General features: G+C 62.4%; 28 protein-coding genes and 1 tRNA gene. 12 read left to right on the top strand and 17 right to left on the bottom strand.

Annotated elements, in window-relative coordinates; genetic code table 11:
* Window positions 1-863: 863 nt before the first annotated feature.
* The 4 genes from SynA1528_RS01965 to SynA1528_RS01950 form a co-directional block, all read right to left on the bottom strand.
* Entirely contained in the window at window positions 864-1,223 is a 360-nt protein-coding gene (locus tag SynA1528_RS01965; protein ID WP_186587460.1) for a hypothetical protein, read from the bottom strand.
* 157 nt (window positions 1,224-1,380) lie between these two features.
* Complete coding sequence (locus tag SynA1528_RS01960) at window positions 1,381-1,548, bottom strand: hypothetical protein (protein WP_186587459.1); 168 nt, start codon at window positions 1,546-1,548, stop codon at window positions 1,381-1,383.
* Window positions 1,549-1,718: 170 nt separating this feature from the next.
* Window positions 1,719-2,123, bottom strand: coding sequence for a hypothetical protein (locus SynA1528_RS01955; protein ID WP_186587458.1), 405 nt, complete (start codon window positions 2,121-2,123; stop codon window positions 1,719-1,721).
* A 391-nt stretch (window positions 2,124-2,514) separates the two neighbouring features.
* A complete protein-coding gene (locus SynA1528_RS01950; protein WP_286187857.1) occupies window positions 2,515-3,456 on the bottom strand; it encodes a tyrosine-type recombinase/integrase in 942 nt (313 codons plus the stop codon).
* Window positions 3,457-3,887: 431 nt separating this feature from the next.
* Here SynA1528_RS01950 and SynA1528_RS01940 point away from each other — a divergent pair, with 431 nt between their 5' ends.
* Window positions 3,888-5,030, top strand: a complete 1,143-nt coding sequence (locus SynA1528_RS01940) for a THUMP domain-containing class I SAM-dependent RNA methyltransferase (protein ID WP_186587456.1) — start codon at window positions 3,888-3,890, stop codon at window positions 5,028-5,030.
* Window position 5,031: 1 nt separating this feature from the next.
* On the opposite strand, the gene SynA1528_RS01935 is transcribed toward SynA1528_RS01940, so the two are convergent.
* Both SynA1528_RS01935 and SynA1528_RS01930 read right to left on the bottom strand, forming a co-directional pair.
* On the bottom strand, window positions 5,032-5,418 hold the full coding sequence (locus SynA1528_RS01935) for a phage holin family protein (protein WP_186587455.1): 387 nt from the start codon (window positions 5,416-5,418) through the stop codon (window positions 5,032-5,034).
* Window positions 5,418-5,831, bottom strand: a complete 414-nt coding sequence (locus SynA1528_RS01930; RefSeq protein WP_186587454.1) for an ElaB/YgaM/YqjD family protein — start codon at window positions 5,829-5,831, stop codon at window positions 5,418-5,420. Before SynA1528_RS01930 ends, SynA1528_RS01935 begins: the two co-directional genes overlap by 1 nt.
* 107 nt (window positions 5,832-5,938) lie before the next feature.
* Here SynA1528_RS01930 and SynA1528_RS01925 point away from each other — a divergent pair, with 107 nt between their 5' ends.
* Genes SynA1528_RS01925 through SynA1528_RS01910 form a run of 4 tightly spaced genes read left to right on the top strand, consistent with a single transcriptional unit; the run spans window position 5,939 to window position 11,347 of the window.
* Entirely contained in the window at window positions 5,939-6,298 is a 360-nt protein-coding gene (locus SynA1528_RS01925) for a hypothetical protein (RefSeq protein WP_186588224.1), read from the top strand.
* Between the two features lie 50 nt (window positions 6,299-6,348).
* On the top strand, window positions 6,349-9,960 hold the full coding sequence (gene smc / locus SynA1528_RS01920) for a chromosome segregation protein SMC (protein WP_186587453.1): 3,612 nt from the start codon (window positions 6,349-6,351) through the stop codon (window positions 9,958-9,960).
* Between the two features lie 36 nt (window positions 9,961-9,996).
* Complete coding sequence (locus SynA1528_RS01915) at window positions 9,997-11,004, top strand: PRC-barrel domain-containing protein (protein WP_186587452.1); 1,008 nt, start codon at window positions 9,997-9,999, stop codon at window positions 11,002-11,004.
* 37 nt (window positions 11,005-11,041) lie between these two features.
* Window positions 11,042-11,347: a hypothetical protein gene (locus tag SynA1528_RS01910; protein WP_186587451.1), complete on the top strand. Its 306-nt coding sequence runs from the start codon at window positions 11,042-11,044 to the stop codon at window positions 11,345-11,347.
* A 3-nt stretch (window positions 11,348-11,350) separates the two neighbouring features.
* Here the strand turns inward: SynA1528_RS01910 and msrB are convergent, their stop codons facing one another.
* From msrB to SynA1528_RS01895, 3 genes are all read right to left on the bottom strand, one after another.
* Window positions 11,351-11,746 (bottom strand): peptide-methionine (R)-S-oxide reductase MsrB, encoded by a 396-nt coding sequence (msrB, locus tag SynA1528_RS01905; RefSeq protein WP_186587450.1) that lies wholly within the window; start codon window positions 11,744-11,746, stop codon window positions 11,351-11,353.
* A 30-nt stretch (window positions 11,747-11,776) separates the two neighbouring features.
* Window positions 11,777-13,048, bottom strand: coding sequence for a glycosyltransferase family protein (locus SynA1528_RS01900; RefSeq protein ID WP_186587449.1), 1,272 nt, complete (start codon window positions 13,046-13,048; stop codon window positions 11,777-11,779).
* Between the two features lie 10 nt (window positions 13,049-13,058).
* A tRNA-Leu gene (locus SynA1528_RS01895) sits at window positions 13,059-13,140 on the bottom strand.
* Window positions 13,141-13,258: 118 nt separating this feature from the next.
* Between SynA1528_RS01895 and accC the strand changes: the two genes are divergently transcribed.
* The gene (gene accC, locus SynA1528_RS01890; RefSeq protein WP_186587448.1) at window positions 13,259-14,605 is read left to right on the top strand and encodes an acetyl-CoA carboxylase biotin carboxylase subunit; all 1,347 of its coding nucleotides are present in this window, start codon (window positions 13,259-13,261) and stop codon (window positions 14,603-14,605) included.
* Here the strand turns inward: accC and SynA1528_RS01885 are convergent.
* Window positions 14,598-14,918, bottom strand: a complete 321-nt coding sequence (locus SynA1528_RS01885) for a YggT family protein (RefSeq protein WP_186587447.1) — start codon at window positions 14,916-14,918, stop codon at window positions 14,598-14,600. The genes accC and SynA1528_RS01885 overlap by 8 nt on opposite strands.
* Window positions 14,919-15,006: 88 nt before the next feature.
* Between SynA1528_RS01885 and psbX the strand changes: the two genes are divergently transcribed.
* From psbX to SynA1528_RS01865, 4 genes are all read left to right on the top strand, one after another.
* Window positions 15,007-15,129 carry a photosystem II reaction center X protein gene (gene psbX / locus SynA1528_RS01880; protein WP_011127208.1) on the top strand — a complete coding sequence of 41 codons (123 nt, stop codon included), beginning with the start codon at window positions 15,007-15,009 and terminating at the stop codon, window positions 15,127-15,129.
* Between the two features lie 48 nt (window positions 15,130-15,177).
* Entirely contained in the window at window positions 15,178-16,053 is an 876-nt protein-coding gene (locus tag SynA1528_RS01875) for a Ycf66 family protein (RefSeq protein WP_186587446.1), read from the top strand.
* Between the two features lie 89 nt (window positions 16,054-16,142).
* Entirely contained in the window at window positions 16,143-16,586 is a 444-nt protein-coding gene (locus tag SynA1528_RS01870) for a TolB-like translocation protein (RefSeq protein WP_286187856.1), read from the top strand.
* Window positions 16,583-17,062, top strand: coding sequence for a TolB family protein (locus SynA1528_RS01865; RefSeq protein ID WP_186587445.1), 480 nt, complete (start codon window positions 16,583-16,585; stop codon window positions 17,060-17,062). Before SynA1528_RS01870 ends, SynA1528_RS01865 begins: the two co-directional genes overlap by 4 nt.
* Here the strand turns inward: SynA1528_RS01865 and SynA1528_RS01860 are convergent, their stop codons facing one another.
* Genes SynA1528_RS01860 through SynA1528_RS01850 form a run of 3 tightly spaced genes read right to left on the bottom strand, consistent with a single transcriptional unit; the run spans window position 17,063 to window position 19,624 of the window.
* Window positions 17,063-17,263, bottom strand: coding sequence for a CAB/ELIP/HLIP family chlorophyll-binding protein (locus SynA1528_RS01860; protein WP_186587444.1), 201 nt, complete (start codon window positions 17,261-17,263; stop codon window positions 17,063-17,065).
* Window positions 17,264-17,272: 9 nt separating this feature from the next.
* Window positions 17,273-19,258: an ABC transporter ATP-binding protein/permease gene (locus tag SynA1528_RS01855; RefSeq protein ID WP_186587443.1), complete on the bottom strand. Its 1,986-nt coding sequence runs from the start codon at window positions 19,256-19,258 to the stop codon at window positions 17,273-17,275.
* Window positions 19,259-19,282: 24 nt separating this feature from the next.
* Window positions 19,283-19,624: a histidine triad nucleotide-binding protein gene (locus SynA1528_RS01850; RefSeq protein WP_186587442.1), complete on the bottom strand. Its 342-nt coding sequence runs from the start codon at window positions 19,622-19,624 to the stop codon at window positions 19,283-19,285.
* A 73-nt stretch (window positions 19,625-19,697) separates the two neighbouring features.
* Between SynA1528_RS01850 and SynA1528_RS01845 the strand changes: the two genes are divergently transcribed.
* On the top strand, window positions 19,698-21,227 hold the full coding sequence (locus SynA1528_RS01845; protein ID WP_186587441.1) for a YifB family Mg chelatase-like AAA ATPase: 1,530 nt from the start codon (window positions 19,698-19,700) through the stop codon (window positions 21,225-21,227).
* Between the two features lie 49 nt (window positions 21,228-21,276).
* On the opposite strand, the gene SynA1528_RS01840 is transcribed toward SynA1528_RS01845, so the two are convergent.
* From SynA1528_RS01840 to def, 3 genes are read right to left on the bottom strand one after another with little or no spacing between them, the layout of a single operon-like run.
* Window positions 21,277-21,828 carry a DUF3747 domain-containing protein gene (locus tag SynA1528_RS01840; RefSeq protein ID WP_186588222.1) on the bottom strand — a complete coding sequence of 184 codons (552 nt, stop codon included), beginning with the start codon at window positions 21,826-21,828 and terminating at the stop codon, window positions 21,277-21,279.
* Between the two features lie 60 nt (window positions 21,829-21,888).
* Entirely contained in the window at window positions 21,889-22,086 is a 198-nt protein-coding gene (locus tag SynA1528_RS01835; RefSeq protein ID WP_186587440.1) for a hypothetical protein, read from the bottom strand.
* 3 nt (window positions 22,087-22,089) lie between these two features.
* Window positions 22,090-22,695: a peptide deformylase gene (def, locus tag SynA1528_RS01830; protein WP_186587439.1), complete on the bottom strand. Its 606-nt coding sequence runs from the start codon at window positions 22,693-22,695 to the stop codon at window positions 22,090-22,092.
* Window positions 22,696-22,744: 49 nt separating this feature from the next.
* On the opposite strand from def, the gene SynA1528_RS01825 reads away from it, so the two are divergent.
* Window positions 22,745-24,676, top strand: coding sequence for a S9 family peptidase (locus SynA1528_RS01825; protein WP_186587438.1), 1,932 nt, complete (start codon window positions 22,745-22,747; stop codon window positions 24,674-24,676).
* Here the strand turns inward: SynA1528_RS01825 and SynA1528_RS01820 are convergent.
* Window positions 24,658-26,628, bottom strand: a complete 1,971-nt coding sequence (locus SynA1528_RS01820) for a hypothetical protein (RefSeq protein ID WP_186587437.1) — start codon at window positions 26,626-26,628, stop codon at window positions 24,658-24,660. The two genes, SynA1528_RS01825 and SynA1528_RS01820, sit on opposite strands and share 19 nt — an antisense overlap.
* Between the last annotated feature and the right edge of the window lie 19 nt (window positions 26,629-26,647).

The raw sequence follows: 26,647 nt of genomic DNA, 5'->3' as shown, positions 1-26,647 counted from the left end.
ACGTAAAAACAGGGCTTATGGCCTTACACCTTAATAGATGTGTAATCAGATACCGCAAAACTCAGCGAGGATCCGACAAAACCGATTGTGCTAAAACCGGCGTAATCACATGAGCCAGCTCTGAACTCCTGACTCACATCCCTCTAGAGGTCTTAACCGCTTCCATATTGTTGAAAGTGCTGCTCCTGAACCTTCTGCAGCAGCAACTGGTGATACACAGGATTCCTAACGAAGGCTCTACAAACACCTCCAATGCCAGCTGACAATACTGATCAGAAGCTCAATCGAAAGACCCTGCTGATTGCTGTGTGGGCCTCTTTGCTGCTGTTTACCTTGTTCACAGCTGGTTGACCTAATGGCTTTGAAGCGGAAGCCGAAGAAAGCAACGCTCTTGATAGTTGCTATTGCCTTATCCATAGTGACTTGGTTGATTGAGTCATTCTGATTCAGACGTCGGTCAACCTTGTGGGTCCCACCAGCCGCAGCTTCTGCAATCCTTGTTCTGACTGCCTATGACGAAAAGTTTTGGATGGTTAAACCATTTTTGATTAAACATACAATCGATACAGCATCGCCAAACGAAGCAAGCAATGATTGCAAGTGCAAGATGCAACAATCTATGTATCGAGGAACACTTATGAGGAACGTAAATCTCAGCACAGACCAATTAATTTGGGGAGCGGTATTCGTTGGGTGGCTATTGGGAATCTCAACGATGTTGCTCCTTGGCTACACACCAGACAACTGTTTCATCTCCAACTGAGACGACTCAGTTATCAATTCGATCGACGAAAGCAGTCAAAACCTAATTACTAATCAAATGTCGATCTCGTCTGCCAGAGGCGCAATATCTATTACGACACTCAATGCCTGTGGACTCGATGCCCGGCATGTGAGTTGACGCCAAGACCGCACATCCAATCAAGCTGGCGAATGGCGCTCACCAAAGCGCCGGGGTTCTTCTGCTGCTTTGCCTGGCCTGCCGCCGCCATCAAGTTCTGGATTGACCAAGCCAGCATTTCGTGCCGATCTATGCCGGCCTCTTCGATGTCGTCTTTGATCTGAGCCCACGCTCTCTTGATCAGCTTGTAACCCTGCGCTCGGCTGAGCCCCCACGTTTGTCTCGCAAAGGCAAGACAAGACGCGCTGTTTTGACCTTCAAGGATCAGTTTTTGGAGCTGACCAACCCGTTCGGCGGTCTCTGCTGCGGTGGCTCTTGCCATGGCCAATCAGTCTCCGTATCCAGCAGGTGCAAAAGGAGCTGGCGGTTGGTGATCACGATCAGTCCGCCGAACATCGGCACCAAAGAATGCAAGGTCTCTGGATGTTGGCGATGGGTAGACGCAAGAACTGTTGCGACATGCTGAACATCGGAAGTGATCATTCATCCAACAGCGCAGTCAGTTGTGCTCTTAACTCGTCGGCTTTTGCCTGCTGCTCCAATTTCGACCCGACAATCGAACGGATGTCGATGTCCAACTCCTCGGACTTACGAGCAAGGTCAGAACAGTGCTGACGAACTTGATCTCTGTATTTCTCCTTCCGCATCAGCCCAGGCAGCTCCGTCGACCACATCCAACTGATGTACTCCGGGCTAGGCCCGCTACGAGTCAGATCAGAATCTCTGTCCCTACACGCCAAAAGGTGATCCAGTGAGCGTGAATAGTCGTAAGGCTCAAGCCGAAGCCAGCCGAGCTGAGGATGGCACTTAGCAGTTCTCATTGTCCAAGCCTCCGGCCTGTCAATGGACTAACCCCAGCAAGGGAAGCACGCTCTCGATGAAGGGCAGCAGCCTGATTTTGAGCGCGAATCTTTTCAGTCTTCATCCCCAGGGCCTGTGCGCGCAGACGGCGAGCTTCCTTTTCCTCTTCTGCTCTGATGTGGGCATCGGTGCCCACACCTAAGTAACTGGCGAGCTGGGGATCGTTCTTTGCCAGCAAAGAACGCAGGGTTAAAGATCTGGCGATTGCAGCGGTATCAATGGATTTGCCATAGGCCCTCTTGGGCAGCAGGTTGTCAGCCCCATCAATCTTCTTGATTCGTGCCTCAATCGCCCTGGCCTGGCTCTCTATTTCGGTTACAGACTGGTGGGCTTTAGCCACTTCCTGATCGAGATCAAACATTGTCAATAAGTCGATGGATTGACGGATTAGTCAGTGGACACTCAGGAACATTCGGCAGATCATCATCAGGAGTAGATTGATCCCGCTAGATGCGTAAGCGCGACTCACAAAGTTTTCGCACCTCTTTGACAGTCAATGGATCTCTGACAGTCATTTAAGCCTCCAGAGTGACAATCATATTCTAGCCATCATTTGAACAAAATAAGCTCAAATGCAGAGCTTTAGGGCAGTTTTGCCATTAAAAAAGCTCCTACAAGCGGAGCAATGGCGCTAAATTGAATGTGCAGGGGTGCTCCTTGCAAACTTCAGGCAGGGAAGGGGGCATGTGAAAACTGTCCCCTTCTTTATGCCTAATTGCAATTAAAAACGACTTTACACAATTCTGCTTACGTCACCCAAGTCGTAGAGAAGAACTGTCTTCAGGGTTGGCGGCAACGTAATGACCAGTCGTTGCAGATGAGCTGTGGCCAAGAGTTGCCTGCAAAACAAAAAGGCTTGTCCCAGCGCGAACAGCATTCGTGGCATGCGTGTGACGACAACGATGCGGATAGAGCCTCACCCCAGCCTCCTTTCCCCACCTCGCCATGCGAGCTGCGACTGCCTGACGAGTCATTGGGCCCTCACGCCGGTCGCTCGGAAACAACCAGTCTTCAGGCTCGCCGCGGCCCAACGACTCAAACAGCTCCAAGGTTGCGACGCTGACACGAATCGTGCGGGGCTTGTTCCCCTTGCCCAAAAGGGAAACCTGACCGCCGTTATCCAATCGCTCAATGTCCTGCCAGCGGAGCCGGCACAGTTCAGACACGCGACAACCAATCAGATACGAACCGCGGACCATCACATAGTCACGCGCAGCAATGGCGGAGCCTTTTACCTTCGCGGCACTGATGACTCCCAGGACTGATGTCAGATCAGACTCAGCCAACGGCTTGGCCAACTTTGGTGCCGACATTCCTGTTCTTCGGGGGACTGGGTTCCGCGGCACTCCTGACACAGTTGATCGGGTAGGTTCCGCGGCCCACCGGTAAAGGGCGCTCACCGCACTGATGCGGCGGTTGAAGGAACGCGGTTTTAGCTCCCCTGCCTCCACCTGCTCACGCAAGGAAGAGACCCAGTCATCCACCAGCGCGGGATCGAGTTCCCTCAGGTGCATGTGTGGGTGGTTCTGGTCACGCCAGCGAGTGAAGTGCTGCAGCTCTCGCCGATAGCCGTCCTTGGTCTCCTGGGAGCCGGTGCGCGAGCACTGCTCAAGGAATCGCTTCAGGAGGAGCTTGTCCCCCCAGAGCACGGCGCCGGCGGCTGCCGCATCAAACAAGCGGCTGACGTAGGCCAAAGCCTCCGCCTTATCTAGCCCGGCAAAGACGGGCGGGAGCTTGTCGGAAGATTTGTCGGAAAGGGATTTTTCGGGCTCTGGCGTAATTGCCAGATCCGTTCCCTTGGGATGAGTTGAAGGGGCCTTACAGCCCCCATGAGTCAATTGGGTGATAAGGCTGACTTCACCCCATCTCCCCTAAGGGTCAGGCAGCAACAGGGGCTGCTTGACGGGAGAAACGAACGATGTTGTTCGCAGTTACGGGTTTGCTCTCACCGAGCAGGCTTCAGTCACCCTCCTCATGCCCCGTCGAAACCATTGCAGCCCCTCGTGAAAGGGAGAATGGAGCTGAGCGGAATCGAACCGCTGTCCGAAACACTGGTGTGGATCACCTAGTCCGGAGAACCGAACCCTGTCATTCTGACAGCAGTGGTGACCTGGAGCACAACCACGTGGGACGAGGACACCGTCTTGACGGCGTGGCTGTGCTGCCTCAGGGGTTGGAAGCACTGGGATGCGAAGAACTTGTGGCTCTAGGGGCCCATGGGGTTCAGCCCCTGCGCCGAGCCGCCGCCTTTCAGGCCGATATGGCCTGCCTCTATCGGCTGCATCTGCAATCACGCTTGCCCTTCCGTCTGCTGCGGGAGATGGCGGACTTTCCCTGTCAGGGCAGGGATGATCTCTATGACGGCATCCGCAACGCCCTGAATTGGGAGCGCTGGCTGCATCCCTCGATGAGCTTCCGGGTGGACGTGACTGGCACAGCCCCGGGGTTGAACCACAGCCACTACTCAGCTCTGCAGGTGAAGAACGCCCTGGTGGACCTGCAACGGGAGCGATGGGGAGAACGCTCGTCGATCGACTTGGACAATCCCGATCTGGCTCTGCATCTCCACCTCAACCGCGGTGGCGCTGTACTGAGCCTGGATGGCAGCGGCGGCAGCCTGCACCGGCGGGGTTACCGCGCCGCCATGGGCACCGCTCCTTTGAAGGAGAACCTGGCCGCTGGGCTGATTCAACTCACCGGCTGGGATGGCCGCACTCCCCTGGTGGACCCCTGCTGCGGCAGCGGCATTCTGCTGATCGAGGCTGTGACGATGGCCCTGCAACAGGCCCCAGGTCTGAATCGAACGTTTGGCCTGGAGGGTTGGGCTGACTTCGAGATGGACCTCTGGGAACGCGAGCAGGACAGGGCTCGCCAACGCCGCCGCTCCGATCTAGATCTGGCTCCCGTCCTGGGCTACGAGAAGGATCCACACGTTGCTGATCAGGCCCGCGACAACATCCGAGCCGCCGGCCTCGAAGGACTGATCTCCATTCATTCCGGCAGCTTTGAACAGCAGACCCTGCCGCCGGGCCCCGGCCTGTTGGTGTGCAATCCGCCCTATGGCCAGCGCATCGGTGCCGATGACGACCTCGAACAGCTCTACCGGTCGCTTGGATCCTTCCTGAAAGAGCAGGCCTCGGGCTGGCAGCTGTGGTTACTGAGCGGTAACCCTTCCCTCACCGGTGCCCTGCGACTCAAGGCCAGTCGGAGAATCCCCATCAGCAACGGCGGCATCGATTGCCGCTGGCTGAACTACGCGATCCGCTGAATCACTCGCGACCGAGAACAGCCCTCACGGTTCGGCTCAGACCCTCCAGGGTCTGGGGCAGGTACGGAGCTTTGAGCACCTGGCCGCCAATGCGCAGGCTGATGCCCGCCAGCACCAGATTGGCGCTGGCCAGAGCGAGCAAGGCCTGACTGAGGCTCAGGCTCCAGGTCTGCTGAATCCACAGCACGAGAGCCACCTCACCGGCCAGCAGCGCCAACAGCATCGACGTGCCACCGATGGCCATGAACAGCCCACCACTGATCAAGCGGCGCTTCTCCCGATCCACCTCCTGCAGCGCCATGCGCACATGCAGGTCCATCACGGATGCCGCCAACGTGGTCACCCGTGCAGCCGCTCCGAGTCCGCGGGGTCGTTGGGAATCCGTCATCAGGAGCGCCGCCCGCCGCTGAGCAACGAGCCGATCAGCACACCCACCCCGAGGGCCACTCCCACAGCCAGCAGTGGCCGCTGACGGACCGGGCGTTCAATCCGTGGTCGCAGGGTTGAGTTCAGCTCATCCAGCAGCTGCTCCAGCTGCTGTTCCAACGGATCAAGGCTGTCGGCCAGATGACGGCCGCTCTCTCCAGCCGAATGCATCAACTCCTCGAGCTGCTCACGCACCCCCTGGGGGGTCAACCCTGTGTTCTGCTCAATCAGCCGCACCACCTCGTCCATGCTGCCCCGGGTGGCTTCCAGAGTGTGCTGAGCCAGATCCGGCCAGCGGCGACGAATGCTCGGCAGGAGGCTGTCGAAGCGCTCGCGGAAATGGTGGTCGGAGCTGCCGTTGGGCTGCGCGTCCATGGCGGCTGAGGGAGTCTCCTTACAGGCTAGTGAGCGTGATCCATTGCAACAATCAGGGCCCAGGAGCCAACGGGATGCCAGTCACCGGATCCACCGCTGACGTGACCATGGCCCGTTATTCCCTGCTGCGCCACACCGACGCCCCGGACGACCCCAGCGGCTGTCATTTCGATCTGCTGCTGGAGGACGGCGATGCCTGCCGCACATGGCGCCTGCAGACGGTTCCATCACTCGGTGGACGCCCTCAGGCGGCTGTTCCCCTGACACGACATCGGCTGGTGTGGCTTGAGCCCCGCAGTGCCGCCGTCTCCGGCGGCCGCGGCTGGGCGGAGCGCGTCATGGCAGGGCACTTCCAGGGCCAGCTCCCGCACAACCCCACAGATCCAGTGGACCTGTCGCTGCTGGATGGCGACCTGCGGGGTCAGTTGAGGATCAAGCAAGGCCTCTGCTCGTTAAGGCGGACTTGAGCTTTTCGTGAGCTCCGCTACTTTCGGTCCGCTGACAGCCCCCGCTCCTGTTGGTTCACATCAATCAGGTCGGGCTGACGCAGTTCAAGTCGTTCGGTGGGGCGATGACGATCCCCCTCGAGCAGGGGTTCACCGTGGTGACGGGGCCGAACGGCTCGGGCAAAAGCAACATTCTTGACGGCGTTCTGTTCTGCCTCGGCCTGGCCACCAGCCGGGGGATGCGGGCTGATCGCCTGCCGGACCTGATCAACAGCGCCGTGCTCAAGGCGGGTAAGGCCGCCGAGACCACCGTGAGCGTCCGCTTCGACCTCAGCGACTGGCAGCCGGACGCCGCCGAAGACGGTCTCGAGGCGCCGGAGGAGGGGCCCTGGATCAAACCGGGGCAGACTGAATGGACCGTCAGCCGCAAGCTGCGGGTGATGCCGGGGGGCTCCTACAGCTCCAGCTACAGCGCCGATGGGGTGGCCTGCAATCTGCAGCAGCTGCAGACCCAGTTGCGGCGGCTGCGCATCGACCCCGAAGGCAGCAACGTGGTGATGCAGGGCGATGTGACCCGCATCGTCTCGATGAGCAACCGCGACCGCCGCGGCCTGATCGATGAACTGGCTGGGGTCGCCCTGTTTGACAGCCGCATCGAGCAGACCCGCCGCAAGCTCGACGACGTGCAGGAGCGGCAGGACCGCTGCCGGATCATTGAGCAGGAACTGCTGGCCAGTCGCGAGCGCCTGGAAAAAGACTGTGCCAAGGCCCGCCAGTACCAACAGCTGCGGGAACGGCTGCAGCTGGGCCGTCGCCAGGAGATGGTGCTGGCCTTCGAAGCCGCAGGACAGGCCCTGAAGGATCTGGCCAATCGCCAGCAGGCCCTGGAAGCCCAGGAACAGAGAGACGCCGCGGCCATTGCCAGCGGCAAGGAGACCCTCAGCAAAGCCAGCGCGGAACTGCAGACCCTGCAGGAGCAGGTGAAGGCCCTCGGGGAAGATCAGTTGCTGGCGGTGCAGGCCGAGCTGAAGGGTCTGGAGACCAGCGCCCGGGAACTGGAACGGCAGGCCGGCCGTCATCAGGAGGAGGGCCAGCGACTGCAGGGGCTGCGCCACGACCTGGCCAACCGCCGCCAGCAATGGCTGCAGCAGTCCCGGGAACTCGAGCAGGATCCCCATCAGGACGCCCTGGCCGCGGCCGAAGCCACCTGTCGAGGGGCGGAAGCGGCGGTGGAGGTGTCCAGGCGACGCCTCGGTGACGTGGCCGGCCGCTCCGGCGCCTGGCTGGAGGAGCAGAAACGGCGCAGTGGACGGCGCCAGGAGCTGCAGGTCGCCCTGGCGCCGCTCCTGGAGGAGCAGCAACAGCTGCAGGAGCGACTGCGCCAGGAGGCGGAACGGCTGGCGGAGCTTCAGCAGGAGCAACAGCAGGACGGCGACGACGAGCAGGCGGTGCAGCAGCGCCTGGAACAGCTGGAACAGGACTGGCAGGGCCTGCTGCAGACCCTGTCATCCGGGAAACAGGCGCTGCAGCAGACAGCGGACTCCCTGGCGATTCAACAGCGCACCCGATCGCGGCTGGAACAGGAGCAGACCAGGCTGGAGCGGGAGATCGCCCGCCTGGAAAGCCGCCGCGATGCGCTGCAGGAGAGCCGCGGCACCGGTGCCCTGCGGCTGCTGCTGGAGGCCGGTCTCGATGGCATCCACGGGCCGGTGGCCCAGTTGGGGGAAGTGGACGATCGTCACCGCCTCGCCCTGGAAGTGGCCGCCGGTGCCCGGCTGGGCCAGGTGGTGGTGGATGACGACCGCATCGCCGCCCGGGCCATCGAGCTGCTCAAGAGCCGCCGCGCCGGCCGCCTCACCTTCCTGCCACTCAACAAAATCCGCGCCCCCGGCGGTGGCGGCAGCGGTGCCGCCTTCGCCCGCGGGCCCCGCGCCGGAGGCGGAGAAACCAGCGGCGGCCTTGTGGGCCGCGCCGTGGACCTGGTGCGTTTCGAGCCCGTCTACGACCAGGTGTTCGCCTACGTCTTCGGCGACACGCTGGTGTTCAGCGATCTCAGCAGTGCCCGTCAGCAGCTCGGCCGCAGCCGGGCCGTCACCATCGACGGAGAGTTGCTGGAAAAGAGCGGCGCCATGACCGGCGGCAGCCTGTCCCAGCGCAGCGGTGGCTTGAGTTTCGGCCGCAGCAGCGATCAGGATGAAGCGGAACCGCTGCGCAGGCGTCTGCTGGAACTGGGGGAAACCCTGGCGGCCTGTCGCCGCGAGGAATCAAAACTGGCCCAGACGCTGGAGCAGCAGAAGCCCCAGCTGCGGGAGCTGGAGCAACGCCAGGCAGCCCTCGTCGCTGAGCGCAACGCCGCCCGGCGTAACCATGGACCCCTGCTGGAACGGAGCAAGCAGCGGGGAGAACGCTTGAGCCGGCTGCAACAGGATCAATGCGACCAGCAGCAACGACTGGCGGTGATCGCTCAGCAGCTGACGCCACTTCAGGAGGAACTGCTCCAGCTGGAAGCCGCTGAACGGACCAGCGACGGCCATGACGATGCCGCCGCCTGGCAGCAACTTCAACAGGATCTGGAGGCGGCGGATGGCCGTCTGGACGCCGCCCGCAGGGAACGGGATGCATTGCTGCAGGCCCAACGCGAACGGCAGCTGGCGATCGAACGTCTGGGGGACCAGCGTCAGACCCTCGAGGAGGAGGAGCAGAGGCTGCAGGAGGCGGTGCAGGCCCTGGCCACCACCCACACGAGCTGGCGCGAGCAACAACAGGAGCTGCAGCAACAGCGCAGCTCCCTGCAGCAACAGCAATCCGACCTGCAGGAGCGGTTCGGCGAGCAGCGCCGGGCCCGGGATGCCGCCGAAGCGGAGGTGGGCCGCCAACGGCAGGAGCTGCAGCAGGCCGAATGGAACCTGGAGCGTCTGAAGGAAGAGCGGGAGGGGCTGATCGAGGAGCAGCGCAGCGGCGCCATCCGGCTGCAGGAGATGGAACAGGCCCTGCCGGATCCCCGCCCCGAGATTCCCGAAGAACTGCGATTGGCGGGCCTGGAGGCCCTTCAGGCAGACCTGCAGGCGATTCAGCAACGCATGGAAGCGCTGGAACCGGTGAACATGCTGGCGCTGGAGGAACTGGAGGCCCTCGAGCAGCGGTTGGCGGAGCTCAACGAGCGGCTGGAGGTGCTCAACAGCGAACGGGAGGAGCTGTTGTTGCGGATCGAAACCGTGGCCACCCTGCGCCAGGAAGCCTTCATGGAGGCCTTCATCGCCGTGGACGGCCATTTCCGCGAGATCTTCGCCTCGCTCTCCGACGGTGATGGCCACCTGCAACTGGAGAACCAGGAAGAGCCCCTGGAGGGAGGTCTGACCCTGGTGGCCCATCCCAAGGGCAAGGCGGTGCGTCGGCTCGCGGCGATGTCCGGCGGCGAGAAATCCCTCACCGCCCTCAGTTTCCTGTTCGCGCTGCAGCGTTTCCGCCCCTCACCCTTCTACGCCCTGGATGAGGTGGACAGCTTTCTGGACGGCGTCAACGTGGAACGCCTGGCCGCCCTGATCGCCACCCAGGCCGAACAGGCCCAGTTCATGGTGGTGAGCCACCGCCGGCCGATGATCGCTGCAGCGGAGCGCACCATTGGGGTGACCCAGGCCCGCGGCGCCCACACCCAGGTGGTGGGACTTCCCGATGCCGCCTGAACTGGCAGAGCAGAAGCCCTACGTCACAATGGCGCGATGAGTCTGACCCCTCCCGCGAACGACGCCCAGACCGGGGTGCCTAGCGACCGCATCTGGTTGCGCTCGGAGCTGATGGGAACCCAGGTGATCACCCGCGACACGGGCCGGCGACTGGGGGTCGTCGGCGAGGTGATCGTTGATATCGACCGCCGCGAAGTGGTGGCCGTCGGACTGCGCGACAACCCCTTGACCCGCTTCCTGCCGGGCCTGCCCCGCTGGATGCCGCTGGACCGGATCCGCCAGGTGGGTGATGTGATCCTGGTGGATTCGGCCGATTCCCTCAGCGACGGCTTCAACCCTGAGCGCTACAGCCGGGTGATCAACTGCCAGGTGATCACCGAATCCGGCCGGCAGCTCGGTCGGGTGCTCGGTTTTGCCTTCGACATCGAAACCGGTGAACTCACCACCCTGGTGATGGGTGCCCTTGGCGTCCCCCTGCTGGGGGAGGGCGTGCTCAGCACCTGGGAGATGCCGGTGGAGGAGATCGTCAGCAGCGGCCCGGATCGAATCATTGTTTACGAGGGCGCTGAAGACAAGCTCAAGCAGCTCAACAGCGGCGTGCTGGAGAAGCTGGGGGTCGGCGGACCGAGCTGGGAGGAGCAGGAGCGGGAGCGCTACCGCGTCAATCTTGTGCCGGTGGAGAACCAGTTGAGCTCCGGCCAACCCATGGAAGAGGAACAACGGCGGCTGACCGCCGCCGACAGCGCCCGCTTCGAGCCGGAGGAGGACATGGAATATGTCGAGCTCGAGGAGCGACGCCGCGACGCGATCCCTCAGCGCCGGTATCTCGATGAGGAACCGGAGGATCCGTATCCCCTGCCACGCCGCTCGATGCCGGTGTCGCGCCGGGCCATGCCACCCCAACGGGAACCCATGGATGTTGAACCGATGGATGTTGAACCGATGGATGTCGAACCCATGGACGTGGAACCGATGGAGCGCGAACAACCGCCACGCAACAGCCGACCGGCAGCCGCTGAAGACGACCTCGACGACCCCTGGTGAGGGCGGTGTAATTCACGGGTCATCACTCGATTCCCGCGTGACGTCTCCGCCAGTCCGACGACCTGTGCGGCATTTACGGGCGGTTCCTGCTCCAACCCAGGATGATCGACCTGTCTGGTCCTCGCTGTATCGCGCTGGAGTCCTGATTCTGCTCAGTCTCGTGGCCTACAACGTGTCTCAGCCCGATGCTCTTGAACGCTGCGTTGACCAGCGCTACCGCCAGGTGCTGCATGGCCATCGACTCAGCGATGGCCAGATCCGTGATGACGTCAGCGTCAGTGAGCGCAACAAGGCCACCAATTACTGCAACGGCGGCACCGGCCAGCTGCACTGGCAGCCCTGAGGATCAACCGGCCTTGAAGTTTAGCGAGGCACTGTTGACGCAGTAGCGCTGACCGGTGGGGGCGGGGCCATCGGGAAACACATGGCCAAGATGCGCATCGCAGCGGGCACAGTTGATCTCCACGCGCACCATGCCGTGGCTCAGGTCCTGCTTGGTGGTGATGGCCTCTGACGAGATCCCATCCCAGAAGCTGGGCCAGCCGGTGCCCGACTCAAACTTGGTGGTCGAGCTGAACAGCGGTGCATCGCAACAGATGCAGTGATACGTCCCGCTGTCCTTCTTGTTCCAGTACGCCCCCGTAAAGGCCCGTTCGGTGCCACCGCAGCGGGCCACCTGAAACTGCTCCGGCGAGAGTGTCTGCTTCCACTCCTCAGGGGAGCGCTCGATCCGCTCGGACATCGGACATCTCAGTCGAAAAGCAGCAGAACCCTAGGCAGAGTCCAGCTGACGAGGCAGCAACTGACGCACCTCCTCCGCCAGCGCCGAAACAGCGCCGGGTTGTCCTCGCAGAGCCTGGAGATCAGCCCGCTGGCCCTGCAGCCGCGTCGGTGCTGCCAGCCATTCCGCCGCCTCCGCTGCGATCTGCTGCGGTGTGATGGCACCGACCCGCTCGGGGACCACCGCACGACCGGCACTGATGTTGGGCCAGGCCATCAACCCGTTGTTGCGCAGCCTCCACAGGGAGAGCAGCACGCCGATGATCCGCCGCAGTCCTGGCAACCGTGCCAACAAACCCAGGCCACCATCCCAGGCCTGCATCACCTCCAGGTGCTGGGTCGGCACGATCACGATCATCGGCACCCCCAGGGCACCCAGTTCCGCAGTGTTGGCTCCAACGGTGGTCAGGGCCAACTGGCACTGGCTGAGGAGACCATGGGCAGGGTGCTCCACCACCAGGTGAATGGGCGTCCCGGCCCGGGTGCGCAGCACGCCATCGCCAACATCCGCCACGGCACTGCTGTAGGCGCGGGCAATCGGATTGGCCGGTCCGGCGAAACGCAGCAACTCCTCGACGCTGGTGGTGGGCGCTACCGGCAGCAGGAAGCGGCAACCGGGGCGCAGCTGCGCCAGGCGATCCGCCGTCTCCAGCAGAAACGGCATGCCGATGCTCAACTTCGCCGGCTTGGAGCCCGGCAGCAAACCGATCCATTCCCCCTCGGGCAACGGAGAGGCCTGGCGGGCAAAAGTGGAAAGATCCGCCATCAGATCCCCCACCACCCGGCAGCGGGGCTGATAGCGCCGGGGCAGCTGCTGAAGCACCGCCTCCGACATGGCGGCGACGCGATCATTCCAACCGGGCCAGCGGGCCACCCACTCCGCATAGGTGATGTGCCGGTACCCCAGACGGGCCGACAGCAACACCGTCCAGAACTGATCCCCCCCGAGGAACACCACGACCCCACGCCGAGGCCAGGGGCCATAGCGCCCAGGGCGCAGGAGCAGGTCCCAGAACCGCCCCGCCGGGGTGATGCGCTCAAACAGGCCCCAGGGTCCAGCGGCTGCCCGTTCCTGACCCGTGGCGTTCGGACAGGGCACCAGCACCAACTGCAAGCTTGCAGCCGTTCCCGGCGTTCTCGGTCTCAGCGGAACGGTCGCATGCAGACGTTCCGCCAGCGGACGAACCCAGGTGCTCAGTTCACCGGGTCCGTTGGAGACAAGAACAACGGCAGGCCCGGGATCGTCGGTCGCAGGTCTGTCCAAGGAAATGGAGTGCGGATGGCGAGACTTGAACTCGCAAGGCCGAAGCCACACGCCCCTCAAACGTGCGTGTCTACCAATTCCACCACATCCGCGTGGTCGACTCAGCCGCTCGGGCTTTGTCGAGAAGCGATCATACCGACTGGGGGTCAGGGCCTAGAACGTCCCGGTCGTCGCTGATACGATCCGCCATCAGGCCTGAACTGCTGCGGGATGCCCATCGGCAAAGTGCTGATCGCCAACCGCGGCGAAATTGCCCTACGGATCCTGCGCAGCTGCCGGGAACTCGGCATCGCGACCGTCGCCGTTTACAGCACGGTGGATAAGGACGCACTCCATGTCCAGCTGGCCGATGAAGCGGTCTGTGTGGGTGACGCCCTGAGCAGCAAGAGCTATCTCAACGTTCCCAACATTCTCGCCGCCGCCACCTCCCGCGGTGTGGACGCGATCCACCCCGGATACGGCTTTCTGGCTGAAAACGACAAATTCGCCGAAATGTGCGGCGACCACGGCCTGACCTTCATCGGTCCCTCCCCCCACGCGATCCGTTCCATGGGGGACAAATCCACCGCCAAGGCCACCATGCAAGCGGTCGGCGTACCGACAGTGCCCGGCAGCGAAGGTTTGCTGTCCGGCACTGAGGATGCCACCGTGCTGGCGGAACAGATGGGCTATCCCGTGATGATCAAGGCCACCGCCGGCGGCGGTGGTCGCGGCATGCGTCTGGTCCAGAGCCCGGACCAGCTGAACAACCTGTTCAAAGCCGCCCAGGGCGAAGCGGAGGCCGCCTTCGGCAATCCCGGGCTCTACTTGGAGAAGTTCATCGATCGCCCCCGACACGTGGAAGTGCAGGTGCTGGCGGATCGCCACGGCAATGTCGTCCACCTCGGCGAACGGGACTGCTCGATTCAACGGCGTCATCAGAAATTGCTGGAGGAAGCCCCCAGCCCGGCCCTGGATCCCGATCTGCGCCGGCGCATGGGGGAAGCCGCGGTGGCCGCCGCCCGCAGCATCAACTATGAGGGCGCCGGCACCGTTGAGTTCCTCCTGGATCGCAACGGGGGCTTTTATTTCATGGAGATGAACACCCGCATCCAGGTTGAGCATCCCGTGACGGAGATGGTGACGGGCATCGACCTGATCGCTGAACAGCTGCGCATCGCCGGGGGCGAGCCCATCAGCGTTCAACAGGAAGAGATCAACCTCTCCGGCCATGCGATCGAATGCCGGATCAACGCCGAAGACGCCACCCACAATTTCCGGCCAGCTCCAGGGCGCATCACCGGCTGGCTGCCACCGGGGGGGCCGGGCGTACGGGTCGACAGCCACGTGTACACCGGCTACGACATCCCCCCCTTCTACGACTCGCTGATCGGCAAGCTGATCGTCTGGGGCCGCAACCGCGAGATGGCGTTGTCGCGGATGAAACGAGCCCTGAATGAATGTGCCGTTACTGGGATCCCAACCACCGTGGAATTCCATCTGGCGCTGCTGGACCGGCCGGAGTTCATCAACGGCGACGTGCACACCAAGTTCGTCGAGCAGGACATGCTCAACTGATCGCCTGGGAGCGCATCAACACCTGAGACAGCAATCCCTGCTGGCCGACGAGAAGTTCGCGCAGCAGGCTGAGCAGCCCGACCCAGATCACCGGCGTCACGTCCACGCCCCCGATCGGAGCCACAACCTTGCGGGTCAGCGCGAGCACAGGCTCTGTGGGCCAGGCGATCAGGGGCCAGGCACCCGCCGTGAGATCCACCTGGGGATACCAGGTGAGCACGATTCGCAGCAGGAACGCCAGGGTCAGTGCCGCCAGCAGCAACCCCAGAATCAGGTGGATCGCAGGAAGCACCTGAAGCAGCAATGGCGTCACAAAGCTCAAAGCATTGGGACCGGCATCGTAGAAAGCGGGTCCCGATCCCTAGGATCGCTGCGGCTTTGATTCCGACGGCACCGACGCCATGACCCCCTCCCTCTCCAATTTCCTGAGCAGCCTCGTTTGGGGAGGTTTGATCGTTGTGGTCCCCGCCACCATCGGCCTGATCCTGATCAGCCAAACCGACCGCCTCGATCGCAAGCTCTGATCCCTCTGGCGCCGCTCGTAGACTGGTGGTCTAGCGAGAGGCGCTTCCTTGGTTAACGCCAGTCTTAATTGGGCCAGCATCGTCGGCATCGTGCTGGCCGTCGGCGGAGCGCTGCTTTACTTCATGCGCTCGTTCAAGCCCGCTTTAGCTCGGGATTACGACGTTTTCTTTGCCGCCATCGGTCTGCTCTGCGGAGGCATTCTCTTCTTCCAGGGCTGGCGCCTGGATCCAATTCTCCAGTTCGGTCAATTCCTTCTGGCGGGCACCACGGTGTTTTTCGCCTACGAAAGTGTGCGTTTGCGGGGTGTGGCCACGGAGCAAGCACGGCGGTCTGCCTACTTCGATGACGAGCCGGCACCATCCCGAGATGGCCCCGGCGGCTTGAAAGATGGCTGGGATGAGGGCTACGACCGCTTCGATGAGCCTCAGCCCTTACGCAGACGGTTCAGCGGACGGGACGACCGCTTCGACGACGAACCCCTGGAGGAGAGCTACAGCCCGCGCCGCACCTCCCCCTCCCGCGCCGCCATCCCTGAACAGGCGGAAAGTCGCCGCAGCCGCAATGACGAGCGCCCTGAAGAGCGCTGGCCTCGACAGGACGATGAGCGCTCCCGCCGCATGGCCCGTTTCCGCGCTGGCGAAGAGTCTCAGGACAAGCGTACCGACTTCGGTGATCGCCGCACCCAACGCCAGGACCAGCGCCGCGGCAGTCGCCCCGTCGGTCGCACGGCGGTCGACTCAGCTCCGGAACCCCGCACCAGCACGGCCGCTCAACCCAACCGCCCCGCCGCTGAAGATGCCGCCTTCAGCGCGAAGCGACCCACGGGAAGCCGCCCGGCTCCAAGTCGACCAGCCCCCAAAAGTTCCCGCAACAGCGGCCCTTCATCGCGTCCCCGGGACAACAGCTCCCGCTTCGACGACTGAAGTCGGTCCAATCGCCGCTACTGCTGCTCCTGCTGGCCGTCAGCCTGCTGGGTTGCAGTGCCCGGGTTGAGAGAACTGGCAACGCCTGGATGAGCCGCAGCCAGGAGGATCCCGCCCTCAGCGGCGACGGGCGCCTGTTGGCGGTGATCACGCAGCTCCAGGGCCGACCGACGGTTCGACTACGCGGGGTGGACGGCAGCGACAAGCCTGTGCCACAACTCCGACGCCATCAGCCCCACAGCTCACCCTCCCTGAGCTGGAACGGTCGTTATCTGGCCCTGATCACCCAACGCGGACAACGCCGGCTGGCGGTGATTCTGGACCGTCTCAATGGACGTCTGCATCCACTGCCCCTTCCCGGCGGACGGGATCCGGTGCGTCTGAGCCTGGCGCCGGATGCCCGGCGCCTTGCCCTGCAAGTGGCCGACCAGGGTCAGTGGCGGGTGGAAGTCCTCGACCTCAGTGACCTGCTGGAGCCCGATCGTGCCGCCGGCCAGGCGCTCACCACCGCGCCATTGGAGGGCACCCAATGACGCCATTTCCCTGGCTGCTGCTGCTCTCTGTGCTGCTGCTGGGCTGCAGTGGGCCACGGCCGAAACCGCTGCCCGATCTCAATGGTCTGCTGCGACAGAGCGCCGGCAGCCGGAGGGACCCGGCCCTGGCGCAGCGCTGGCTGGCGAGCCTGACCCTGCGGGGTGGACGTGAACGGGTGGAACTGATTGATCTGGGGGCTCGGCAACCGGTGCCACTACCAGGACTGAATCGCGCTGATGCCCAGCCGATCAGCGTCAGCGTCAGTGCGGATGGCGCGCGACTAGCGGTGGTGCAGCAGCGAGACGAGCGCACCGAGCTGGTGCTCTACCGCCGCAATGTGGGGGCCGTGCAACGGCTGCCACTGGAGCCCCCAGGGGTGCCCCGGGCCGTGAGCCTCAACGGGGATGGGCGACGGCTGGTGGTGCAGGTGAGCCGTGGTGGGCGCTGGGAGGTGGATTTGATCCGACTGCCCTGATCAGGGCAGCAACCCAGCCCAGTGCAGGAAGGTGTCACCGCTGATCGCCTCGATCACCAGGACTGCTGCGAAACCGACCATGGCAAAGCGGCCGTTGACCCGCTCGGCATAACCGCTCCAGCCGAAGGCAGGAACATCGGTTGTGGTGGCCGAGGTCTCAGGAACGGACGTGGGGTCTGGGGTCTCGCTGGTGGAGGTCATCCGGCCGAATCAGGAACGCCCGAAGTCATAGCTGGTCGCCGGCATGAGCCGCCAGCCGCCGTCACCCTTGAGTTCGAGGACACTGTCGTGGAACTGCTTAAGCGTGGGCCGATGGCCGATGCTGATCACCGCCAGCTCCCGCTGGCGCAGCAGGGCATAGAGGTGATCCTCCGTCGCCACGTCAAGGGCGCTGGTGGCTTCATCCAGCACCACGAAGCGTGGAGCATTCAGCAGCAACCGGCCGAAGGCGAGACGTTGCTGCTCCCCGAGGGAAAGGATGCGGGGCCAGTCCTGCTTAACGTCGAGGTCGGGGTAGCGCTCCGAGAGTGTGCCGAGATTGACCTCATCCAGCACATGGCGGAGTTGGTCGTCACTGAAGCGACCCTCATCGGTGGGATAGCAGAGCTGTTCCCGTAACGACCCCAGCAGCATGTAGGGCTTCTGAGGAATGAACAGCAGTTCGCCGGTGGGCGGACGCTCCACATTCCCCTTGCTGGGGGACCAGAGACCGCTGATCATCCGCAGCAGCGAGGTTTTGCCGCAACCGGAGGGACCCACCACCAGCAATTTGTCGGTTTCACCCACGCTGAGGCTGAGATCCCGCACGATCGGCTGGTCGGCACCGGGTGGGGTGAGGTCGGCGTGGCGCACCACGATTGATTCGGCTCCCAGCTGCACCGGATCGGCACCTTGGGCCTCCCTGCTCACCTGCTCCACCTCGCTTTGGAAACCCTCTAGGCGGGAAATCCCGGCCGTGAATTGAGCCAGTTCTTCAATCTGATTCACCACATAGAACAACGATCCTTCCACCATTCCGAAGGCGAAGTTGGCTTGAATGAAGCCGCCATAATCAATCTCCCCGGCAAAATAAGGGACGGCCATCACCAGATAAGGGAAGAAATTTCCGGCATATCCGATCGAACGACGCATCACATCGATGATAACCCGCCAAATGATCAGGAGGTTGAAGTTGCGAACAACGGAACCGAGACGACGCTCGGTTTCAGCGGACTCCGGCTCTTCCCCGGAATAGAAGGCAATCGACTCGGCGTTATTGCGGATGTGAACCAAGCCGTAGCGGAAATCAGCCTCGTAGCGCAGCTGATCAAAATTGATCCTCACCAGCCTGCGCCCGGAGATCACCAGAATTGCCGTCGCAAAACTGGCATAGCCAAAGAGTGACAACGTCAGCGTCGTACTGATGCTCCAGAGGATCAGGATATTGAGGGAAAAGGTCAGCAGAGCATCGAACACTCCGAGGGTGAATTGAAGGCTCTGGGACGTGAAGGAGCGGGTGTCATCGGTGATGCGTTGGTCCGGATTGTCGACATCCGTGGCCTGTTCATCATTCGGATTGAGAACGTAATAGGCGCGGTTGCGCATGTAATCCCCGATCAGGCTGCGAGATAACCAGTCGCGCCAGATGATCCCCAGCTTCAACGTGAAGAAGATCTGAGACACCCGGATCGGCAGCGCCACCACGAAGCAGCAGGCGTAAATGATCAGGATCCGATAAAAACCATCCTCCTGTTTGGCCACGAGGGCATTGGTGAGATCCCGCGCGATGAAACCGATACCGGCATTGATGCCGTTGACCGTCAGCAGCATCAGCACGATCACGCCGAGCATCAGCCAATGCAGCCAGCGGCGGTTGCGCAGCTGCTGGCGCATCGCCAGGAACGCCGCACCACCCATCAGGAACAGGCCGCTGAACACCACCCCCCAGGCACTGCTCCAGATCGTGTCGATGGTGTCGGAGACCCCCCCGAAATACTTGGCCGTCAGATCCGGCAACAACTGCTCGGCCCCGTTGATCAGACCGGTGAGTGCCACAAGCACCAACCCGCCGACGCAGAACAGCAGCGCCACCAGCAACCCACCGAATTGCCAGCCCGTGGCCTGATCGAGGGGCAGGAAAAAAGGCTGGGCCAGGTTGCGCAGCTTGTTGAGCTGGCCGCGCAAGCCCTGGCGCGACCCCATGGAAGAAACCGTCATGACTGCATTCTGGCGAGGCTGACCTCAACCGGGAGGCCAATCCAGGGGTCGACCACCGATCACGTGCACATGCAGATGAAACACCGTCTGGCCGGCGCCAGCGCCGCTGTTGATCACCGTGCGGAAGTCATCGAGACCCTCCTGTTTGGCGACGCGGGCGGCCACCAACAACAGATGGCCCAGCAGGGCCGCATCCTCTTCAGCACAGGACCGCAGGCTCTCGATCGGCTTGCGGGGAATCACCAGCACGTGAACAGGCGCCTGGGGGGCGACATCGCGAAAGGCCAGGCACTGCTCATCGCTGTAGACCTCATCGCAGGGGATCTCCCCGCGAAGGATCCTGCCGAAGATCGTGTCGTCCGCCATGGCGAAAAAGCTCAGGAGGGGGCTGCCGATGTGACAGGTGGGGCATCAACCCCATGCATCACATCACAGCCGAATGCTGGCACGTTGTCTCAGTGCATCGCTGCAGGGCCTGCAGGCCCACCCCGTCACCGTGGAAGTCGACCTGGCACCAGGGCTGCCAGGCATCCAACTGGTGGGACTGCCAGACAAGGCCATCCAGGAATCCTGGGAACGGGTGCGATCCGCCCTGCGCAACTCCGGCTTCCGCGGCCCCCTGGTGCGGGTGGTGATCAACCTGGCCCCCGCTGATCTGCGCAAGGAGGGGCCCGCCTTTGATCTGCCGATCGCGCTGGCGCTGCTGGTGGCCAGTGGCCAGCTGGATCGACCGCGCCTGAATGGGCTGTGGTGCGCCGGTGAGCTGGGCCTCGACGGCAGCCTCAGACCCTGCCGCGGCGTGATCGCCATCGCGGAGCTGGCCGCCCGCCATAGAGCCCAGGCCCTGGTGGTGCCGCCGGGTAATGCCGATGAAGCAGCTCTGATTCCAGACCTGGTGGTGCGCACCGCCCCTGATCTGCAGCAACTGGTGCAGCAGCTCAAAGGGGACCGGCCCTGCCTGCGGGTCTGCCGCTCCAGACCGGAGCTGCAGCCACCGGAACCCGCACCCATCCAGGCCCATGGGTTGGCGGGGCGGGGGCTGGCCCTGGCCGCCGCTGGCGGCCATCACCTGTTGATGGTCGGCCCTCCCGGTTGCGGCAAAACCCACCTAGCCCGTCAATTGCCGGCGCTGCTGCCACCGCTCACCCCAGACGAAGCCCTCACCATCACCCGCATCCACTCCGTGGCCGGCCAACTGGAGCAGCCGCTGAATGTGCAGCTGCAGCGCCCGTTCCGCGCACCACACCACAGCAGCTCAGCGGCGGCACTGCTGGGGGGCGGGAGCCAGCCAAGACCGGGGGAACTGAGCCTGGCCCACGGCGGCGTGCTGTTTCTCGATGAGTTGGCGGAGTTCCCACGACCCATGCTCGATCAACTGCGCCAACCCCTGGAAGAGGGAACGGTCAGGCTGAGCCGCGCGCGCCTGAAAACAGCATTCCCAGCAGCGATCACCCTGGTGGCCGCCACCAACCCCTGCTCCTGTGGATGGCACGGCGACCGGGAGCACGGCTGTCGCTGCAGTCAGAGCCAACGCCAGCGCTATTGGCAACGGTTGTCGGGCCCACTGCTGGACCGCCTGGATCTGCAGCTGCGGCTGGAGCGACGCCCGGCGCAGGAGATGCGCCGCTGCCTGCAGGGGGATCACAGAAGCGATGACCCCTGGCTGCAACCCCAGACAATTGCGGCCGCCCGGCAACGCATGCAGCAGCGCAACCCGGGCGGGGTCTGCAACCGGGACCTACCGGCCAGGGCCCTGGGGTTTCACGCTGGCTTCGCACCGGCGGCTCTGCAGTTGTGGGAGCGCCTGGTGGCCCATCGGGGGCTCTCCACCCGCAGTGGCATTCGGCTGCTGCGGGTGGCGCGGACCGTTGCCGACCTGAACGGAAACGCCGTGGTCAGCTCCGACGCGGTGGCGGAGGCCAGCCACTACCGCTGCAGCGATGTGATGCACTCACCAGAGCCGCTTTAGCTCATCCATCCCTGATCGACTGGATCGTCAGCTGAAGCAAGCAAGGATGTCACTGGGCAGGAGCGCTGTCGCGGTACACGTAAATGTGGCCAAGGGTTTTCTTGCCGTAGGCGCGGCGCATCAGGGTCCAGCCCGGCTCGAGGTTGAACTGAAGGAAGCCACTGCCGGCAGCACCGGTGCTGGCAATCAGGAAGGTGGGCTGACTGCGATCCCGAGTGGGTGCGGCCAGCAGCTCCATGTCGCTGCCGGTGTTCACCACGGTGAGGCGGTAACGGGTGCCGAGATCATCAGCACCGATGCGCAGGGAATAGCCGTTGCCGTCGATGTAACGGTTGCAGATGCCTGTGAAATCAAAGGTCGACAACAGGGGATCGACAACGGCGGGATTGCTGCCGCTGACGGCAAAACAGGGCCGCTTCTCGGACCGCTGCTCATAGATGTTGAGCTGGGAGCGCTCGCCGCTGCCGATCGGTGCCGACACCAGGATGAATTTGCTGGTGTCCACAGGCACAGCTGTGAACAGCGATCCCTGGGCCAGGACTGCAGGCACGGCGGCAACACCGACGGCAAGACCGGCGGCGGCGGGCAGAAGGCGAGAGATCACGGCCGGGAGCTGAGCTGGACGGATCGTAAAAGTGCTGGACCCGTCAGTCGCCCCCAATCAGGCCGGTTTGTTGAGACGAATGGCCACCACCAGGGTCGCCACGGTGGCGGGGGCCGCCAGGGCCAGGATCCAAATGGTGGTGGACACCCCGAGATCGGGATCGCCGTAGGCCAGTTCAAACACACAGCCGGTGGTGGCGATGCCGAGGACACAGGCGAGGGCCAGAAACAATCCGGCCAGGGGCTTCATCGGCATGGATCAGGAAACGCTCTGAACGTGCTGGCGCTGGAAACCATGATCCTTCAATTCCTTCTGAAGACCGGCTTCATCGGTGACGCGATCCACAAACAGCACGCCGTTGAGATGGTCCATCTCATGCTGAATGCAGCGCGCCATCAGGCCATCGGCCTTCATCTTGCGCGGTCGACCCATCTCATCACGGAAGCTCACCTCAATGGCTGTGGGACGCACCACATCGAGATACACGCCAGGAATGCTCAGGCAGCCCTCCTCATAGGTGTCGATGGTGGCGCTGGCGGAGCTGATCTCAGGATTGATCAGAACGAGGGGAGGCGTGGTGGCGTTCTCCAGGTCCAGATCGATCACCAGTAACTGCTGATGGACGCCCACCTGAGGTGCCGCCAGACCGATCCCTTTGGCGGTGTACATGCTTCTGAGCATGTCGCGGGCCAGTTCTCGGGTCTGCTCCGTCACCTTGCCGATGCGGCGGGCCGGCTGACGCAACACCTCCGCTCCCAGGGTTTGAATCTCGAGGGGAGGAGTGTCCAGGGCTGTCTTCGGGACCAACATCGTGTCCCTCGACTGTTCAGCCGCTCGGGCCAGCTGCGCAAAACTCCCGGCCAAGACCACCCCAGCGTTGATACAGCATGGTAATTGGCCCGATCCAGCTGGCATGGCTCCGACCCCTCTTCCGGCATCGATCGCTGTCGGCAGGCTGCCTGGCCTGAAGGAACCACAGCTGCTGGAGGGACCGAACCAGCAAATCTGGCTGCTCTGGCTGGAACAACGTCCTCAGGAAAAAGGACGCACCACCGCTCTGATCCGCCCCTTCGGCGCCACGGAGATGGCCCCAACGGAACTCACCCCCGCCCCGATCAGCCTGCGAAGCCGGGTGCATGACTACGGCGGCGGAGTGCTGTGCAGCGAAGTCGATGGCGAGACACTGCTTCTCGTATGGATTGCAGGCGGCTGCCTGTGGCGTCAGGACTGGCAGCTGCCGGAGCAAAGCACGGACAGACCCAAGCCGCTGATGCAGCCCCTGAAGCTGACCCGCACGGGGGACTGGGATCTGGCCGATGGCCTGCTGGATCTGAGCCGTCGCCGCTGGCTTGGGATCCGCGAGATCGATGGTGTGGATCAACTGGTATGCGCTGAGCTGGATCAAACAGAGCAAGAGCCGGAGCTCCTGCATCAACCGGCGGACTTCGCCGGTTATGCCTGCCTCAGCCCAGATGGGGCGCAACTGGCCTGGGTGGAATGGCAGCAACCGGCCATGCCCTGGGAGAGCAGCCAGCTCTGCTGCGCCGATCTGAGCAGCTCGGGAGATCTGAGTCACCCCCGAACGATCGCTGGCGGAGCGGGGGTTTCGGTGTTCCAGCCCCAGTGGCTGCCGGACGGTTCACTGCTGGTGGCGGAGGACAGCGACGGTTGGTGGAACCTGAAGCGACGCCGACCAGGGGCAATCAGCTGGGAGCATCCCTGGCCGATGGCCGCCGAAACCGCCATGCCGCAATGGATCTACGGCATGAGCACCACCGCATGGGACGGTCAGCAACTGCTGGCGGCCACCTGTGCCGATGGCTGCTGGTCGCTCAACCGGCTGAGCCTGGAGGGCACGATCAGCCGCATCGATCAGCCCTTTGACGACCTGGCCGGGCTGCGGGCTCTCAAGGGCCGGGCCGTGGCTGTGGCCAGCAACAGCACCTCGATGGCGGGGCTGCTGGAACTCTCCCTGGCTTCCGATGGGACCAGCTCATGGGTTCACACCCCTGCGCTGGAGAGCCCCATCGCCCAAGCCGAGATCAGCGTGGCAGAACCGATCTGGTTCGACGGCCACGATGGACAACGCACCCACGCCTGGTACTACCCGCCTCGGAGCAACACGACGACACCGGCCCCGCTGTTGGTGAAGAGCCACAGCGGCCCCACCGCCATGGCCCGCCGTGGCCTGAGTCTGGCCATTCAGTACTGGACCAGCCGCGGTTGGGGCGTGGTGGATGTGAACTATGGCGGGTCCACAGGATTCGGCCGGGAGTACCGGGAACGGCTGAATGGCAGCTGGGGGGTCGTGGACGTGGCGGACTGCGCCGCAGCAGCGCGGGCCATGATCGCGTCCGGCCGCGCCCATCCCGAACAGATCGCCATCGAAGGCGGCAGTGCCGGCGGCTTCACCACCCTGGCGGCCCTCTGCTTCACCGATGTGTTCCGGGTGGGTGCCTGTCGCTATGCCGTATGTGATCTCACGGCCATGGCCCAGGACACCCACTGCTTTGAGGCCCGCTACCTGGACAGCCTGGTTGGCGACTGGCCAGAGCAGCGGGAGATCTTTGAGCAACGGTCTCCCTTGCTGCATGCCGATTGCATCCGTTGCCCGGTGCTGTTCTTCCAGGGGCTGCAGGACAAGGTGGTGCCTCCGGAGCAGACCGAACGCATGGCCGAGGCCCTGCGCAGCAACGGAATCCCGGTGGAGGTGCGGCTGTTCGAGGAGGAAGGCCATGGCTTCCGCAACCAGGCCACACAGATCGAAGTGCTTGAAGAAACGGAACGTTTTTTCTGCTCTTCTCTCAGGCTGGATCAGGGACCGGATCAGACAAAAATGTCGTAACCAGACAGATCGTCCATCGCCATGCCTTGAAGCAACAAGGCATGATCCGTGCCACGAAGAGACAACAGCACCCCAGTTGATGTTGTATTCAACGAAATCAAATCGGAATCATCCACACCAATAACATCACCGTCCATGGGAGCAAAATCCTCGACAATGTCATACCCCTTCGACATCTCGAATTGATCGGCACCTAACCCACCTGTGATCAGATCATCACCAGCACCGCCTCGCAGGATGTCATCACCATGACCACCAATCAGCGAGTCAGCTCCTTGCCGCCCAAACAATGTATTACCGGCATTGTTGGCCACAAGGCGGTTGTCCCGATCATTTCCTTTACCCGCCAATCGAGCAAGACCACCAAGCTCTAAATGGTCAGCACCTGCTGCATTCACAGCAAGATCAAAGTCAATGATGCTGGTCACCTGATTGCCAATCAACTGAAACGTTGAAACATCGGTAAAAGGACTGGCAATGGCCACTACACCCTCTTCAAGCTCTTGTTGGACCTCAGATGTATCACCACCCTTTGCGGCATCACCCCACGCCACGACAGATCCATCTTCCTTTAATGCCGCAAAGGAATAGCCCGTCGAAAAGACTTCAACAACACCTCCTGACAATTGTTCCTCAACTGAAGAGGTGTCAATGGGGTACTTGTTGTTCGCCGCAGATCCCGTCGAGCCCCAACTCACCACTGAACCATCATTAGCTAAAGCCGCAAAGCCATAGCGGCTGGAGGTGATGGAGACAAACGCACCATTGGCAAGTGCTTGTCTCGTCGACTTGTCCATCACACGGGCATCCTTATCACCCCAGGACACAATCGAACCATCTTTCAACAAGGCCGCAAAGGCATAGCGTGTCGACGCAACAGTCTCTACACCAACCTCCAGACGATCACGGACCCCTGAAGAATAGCCACCAGCCTTTTGAAGCCCCCACGTGATCAGTGATCCGTCTTCTTTCAGTGCCGCATAGGCATAACGCGTGGAGAAGTTTTCGGTAACCCCTGAACGCAGATCCTTCCTGACACTTTCGATGACCCGGGGCTCACTTTCATCTTCCATCAAGGTCCAATGGAAGGTATGAAAATCAACAACATTCCGCTTTCCACCGCGCCAGGGATCACCCCAAGTCACCACACGACCGTTCTTCTTCAGCGCCGCAAACGATGTGCCCGTTGAAGCAACGGATTGAACCCCTTTTCTTAGAAGTCTTTGAGCATCTCCAGTATCGCCTCCTCTCAGGGGATCACCCCAAGCCACAACACTGCCATCATTTTTCAGCGCTACAAAGGCGTAACGGCTCGAAAAAATATCAATAACACCTGAATCAATCAGATCCGCCACCTCAGAGCTATCGCCGCCACGGGGCGAGCCAGTATCAATATCACCCCCAAGAGATTCAGACCTTGGGTCTTCTGTCGAGAGACCCCAGGTCACCACAGAGCCATCCGACTTCAAGGCCGCCATCGACGTTCCAGTTGAGAACAGATTCACAACATCGGAAGTCAATTGTTCCGCCACCAGGCTGTTATCCCCTCCCTCTAGATCTTGCCCCCAACTCACAACCGACCCATCCGACTTCAATGCGGAGAACGACCGCCTCGTCGAGAAAACTCTGACAACTCCATCCTGAAGGTCGTCTTTTGCATCGCGCTTCTCGCCACCACGACCGCCATTCCCCCAGGTGATCAGCTTCCCGTCAGAACGGATGGCTGACCACGCGTGCCTGTTGCTGAAAACCTGCTGGAAGGGCCCCTCTTTTGTGTAGCGAAAAACATCCTTATCTCCATCGGTTGAAACGCTGCCCCAACTCACGACTGATCCATCTGATTTGATCGCCGTAAAAGAGCGCTGATTACGCCACTCATACCTGGAGCGACCAGGCTCAGAGGTCACTGCCTCACCAACCAAAACTGATGGAATGTAATCAGCAGTAGACACGTTGCTTACAACCGAAAAA

Origin of the sequence: Synechococcus sp. A15-28, assembly GCF_014280175.1 — a bacterium.
Taxonomy (GTDB): Bacteria; Cyanobacteriota; Cyanobacteriia; order PCC-6307; family Cyanobiaceae; genus Parasynechococcus.
The sequence above is the reverse complement of the archived record's forward strand: the minus strand, read 5'-3'. Positions and strand labels throughout refer to the sequence as shown.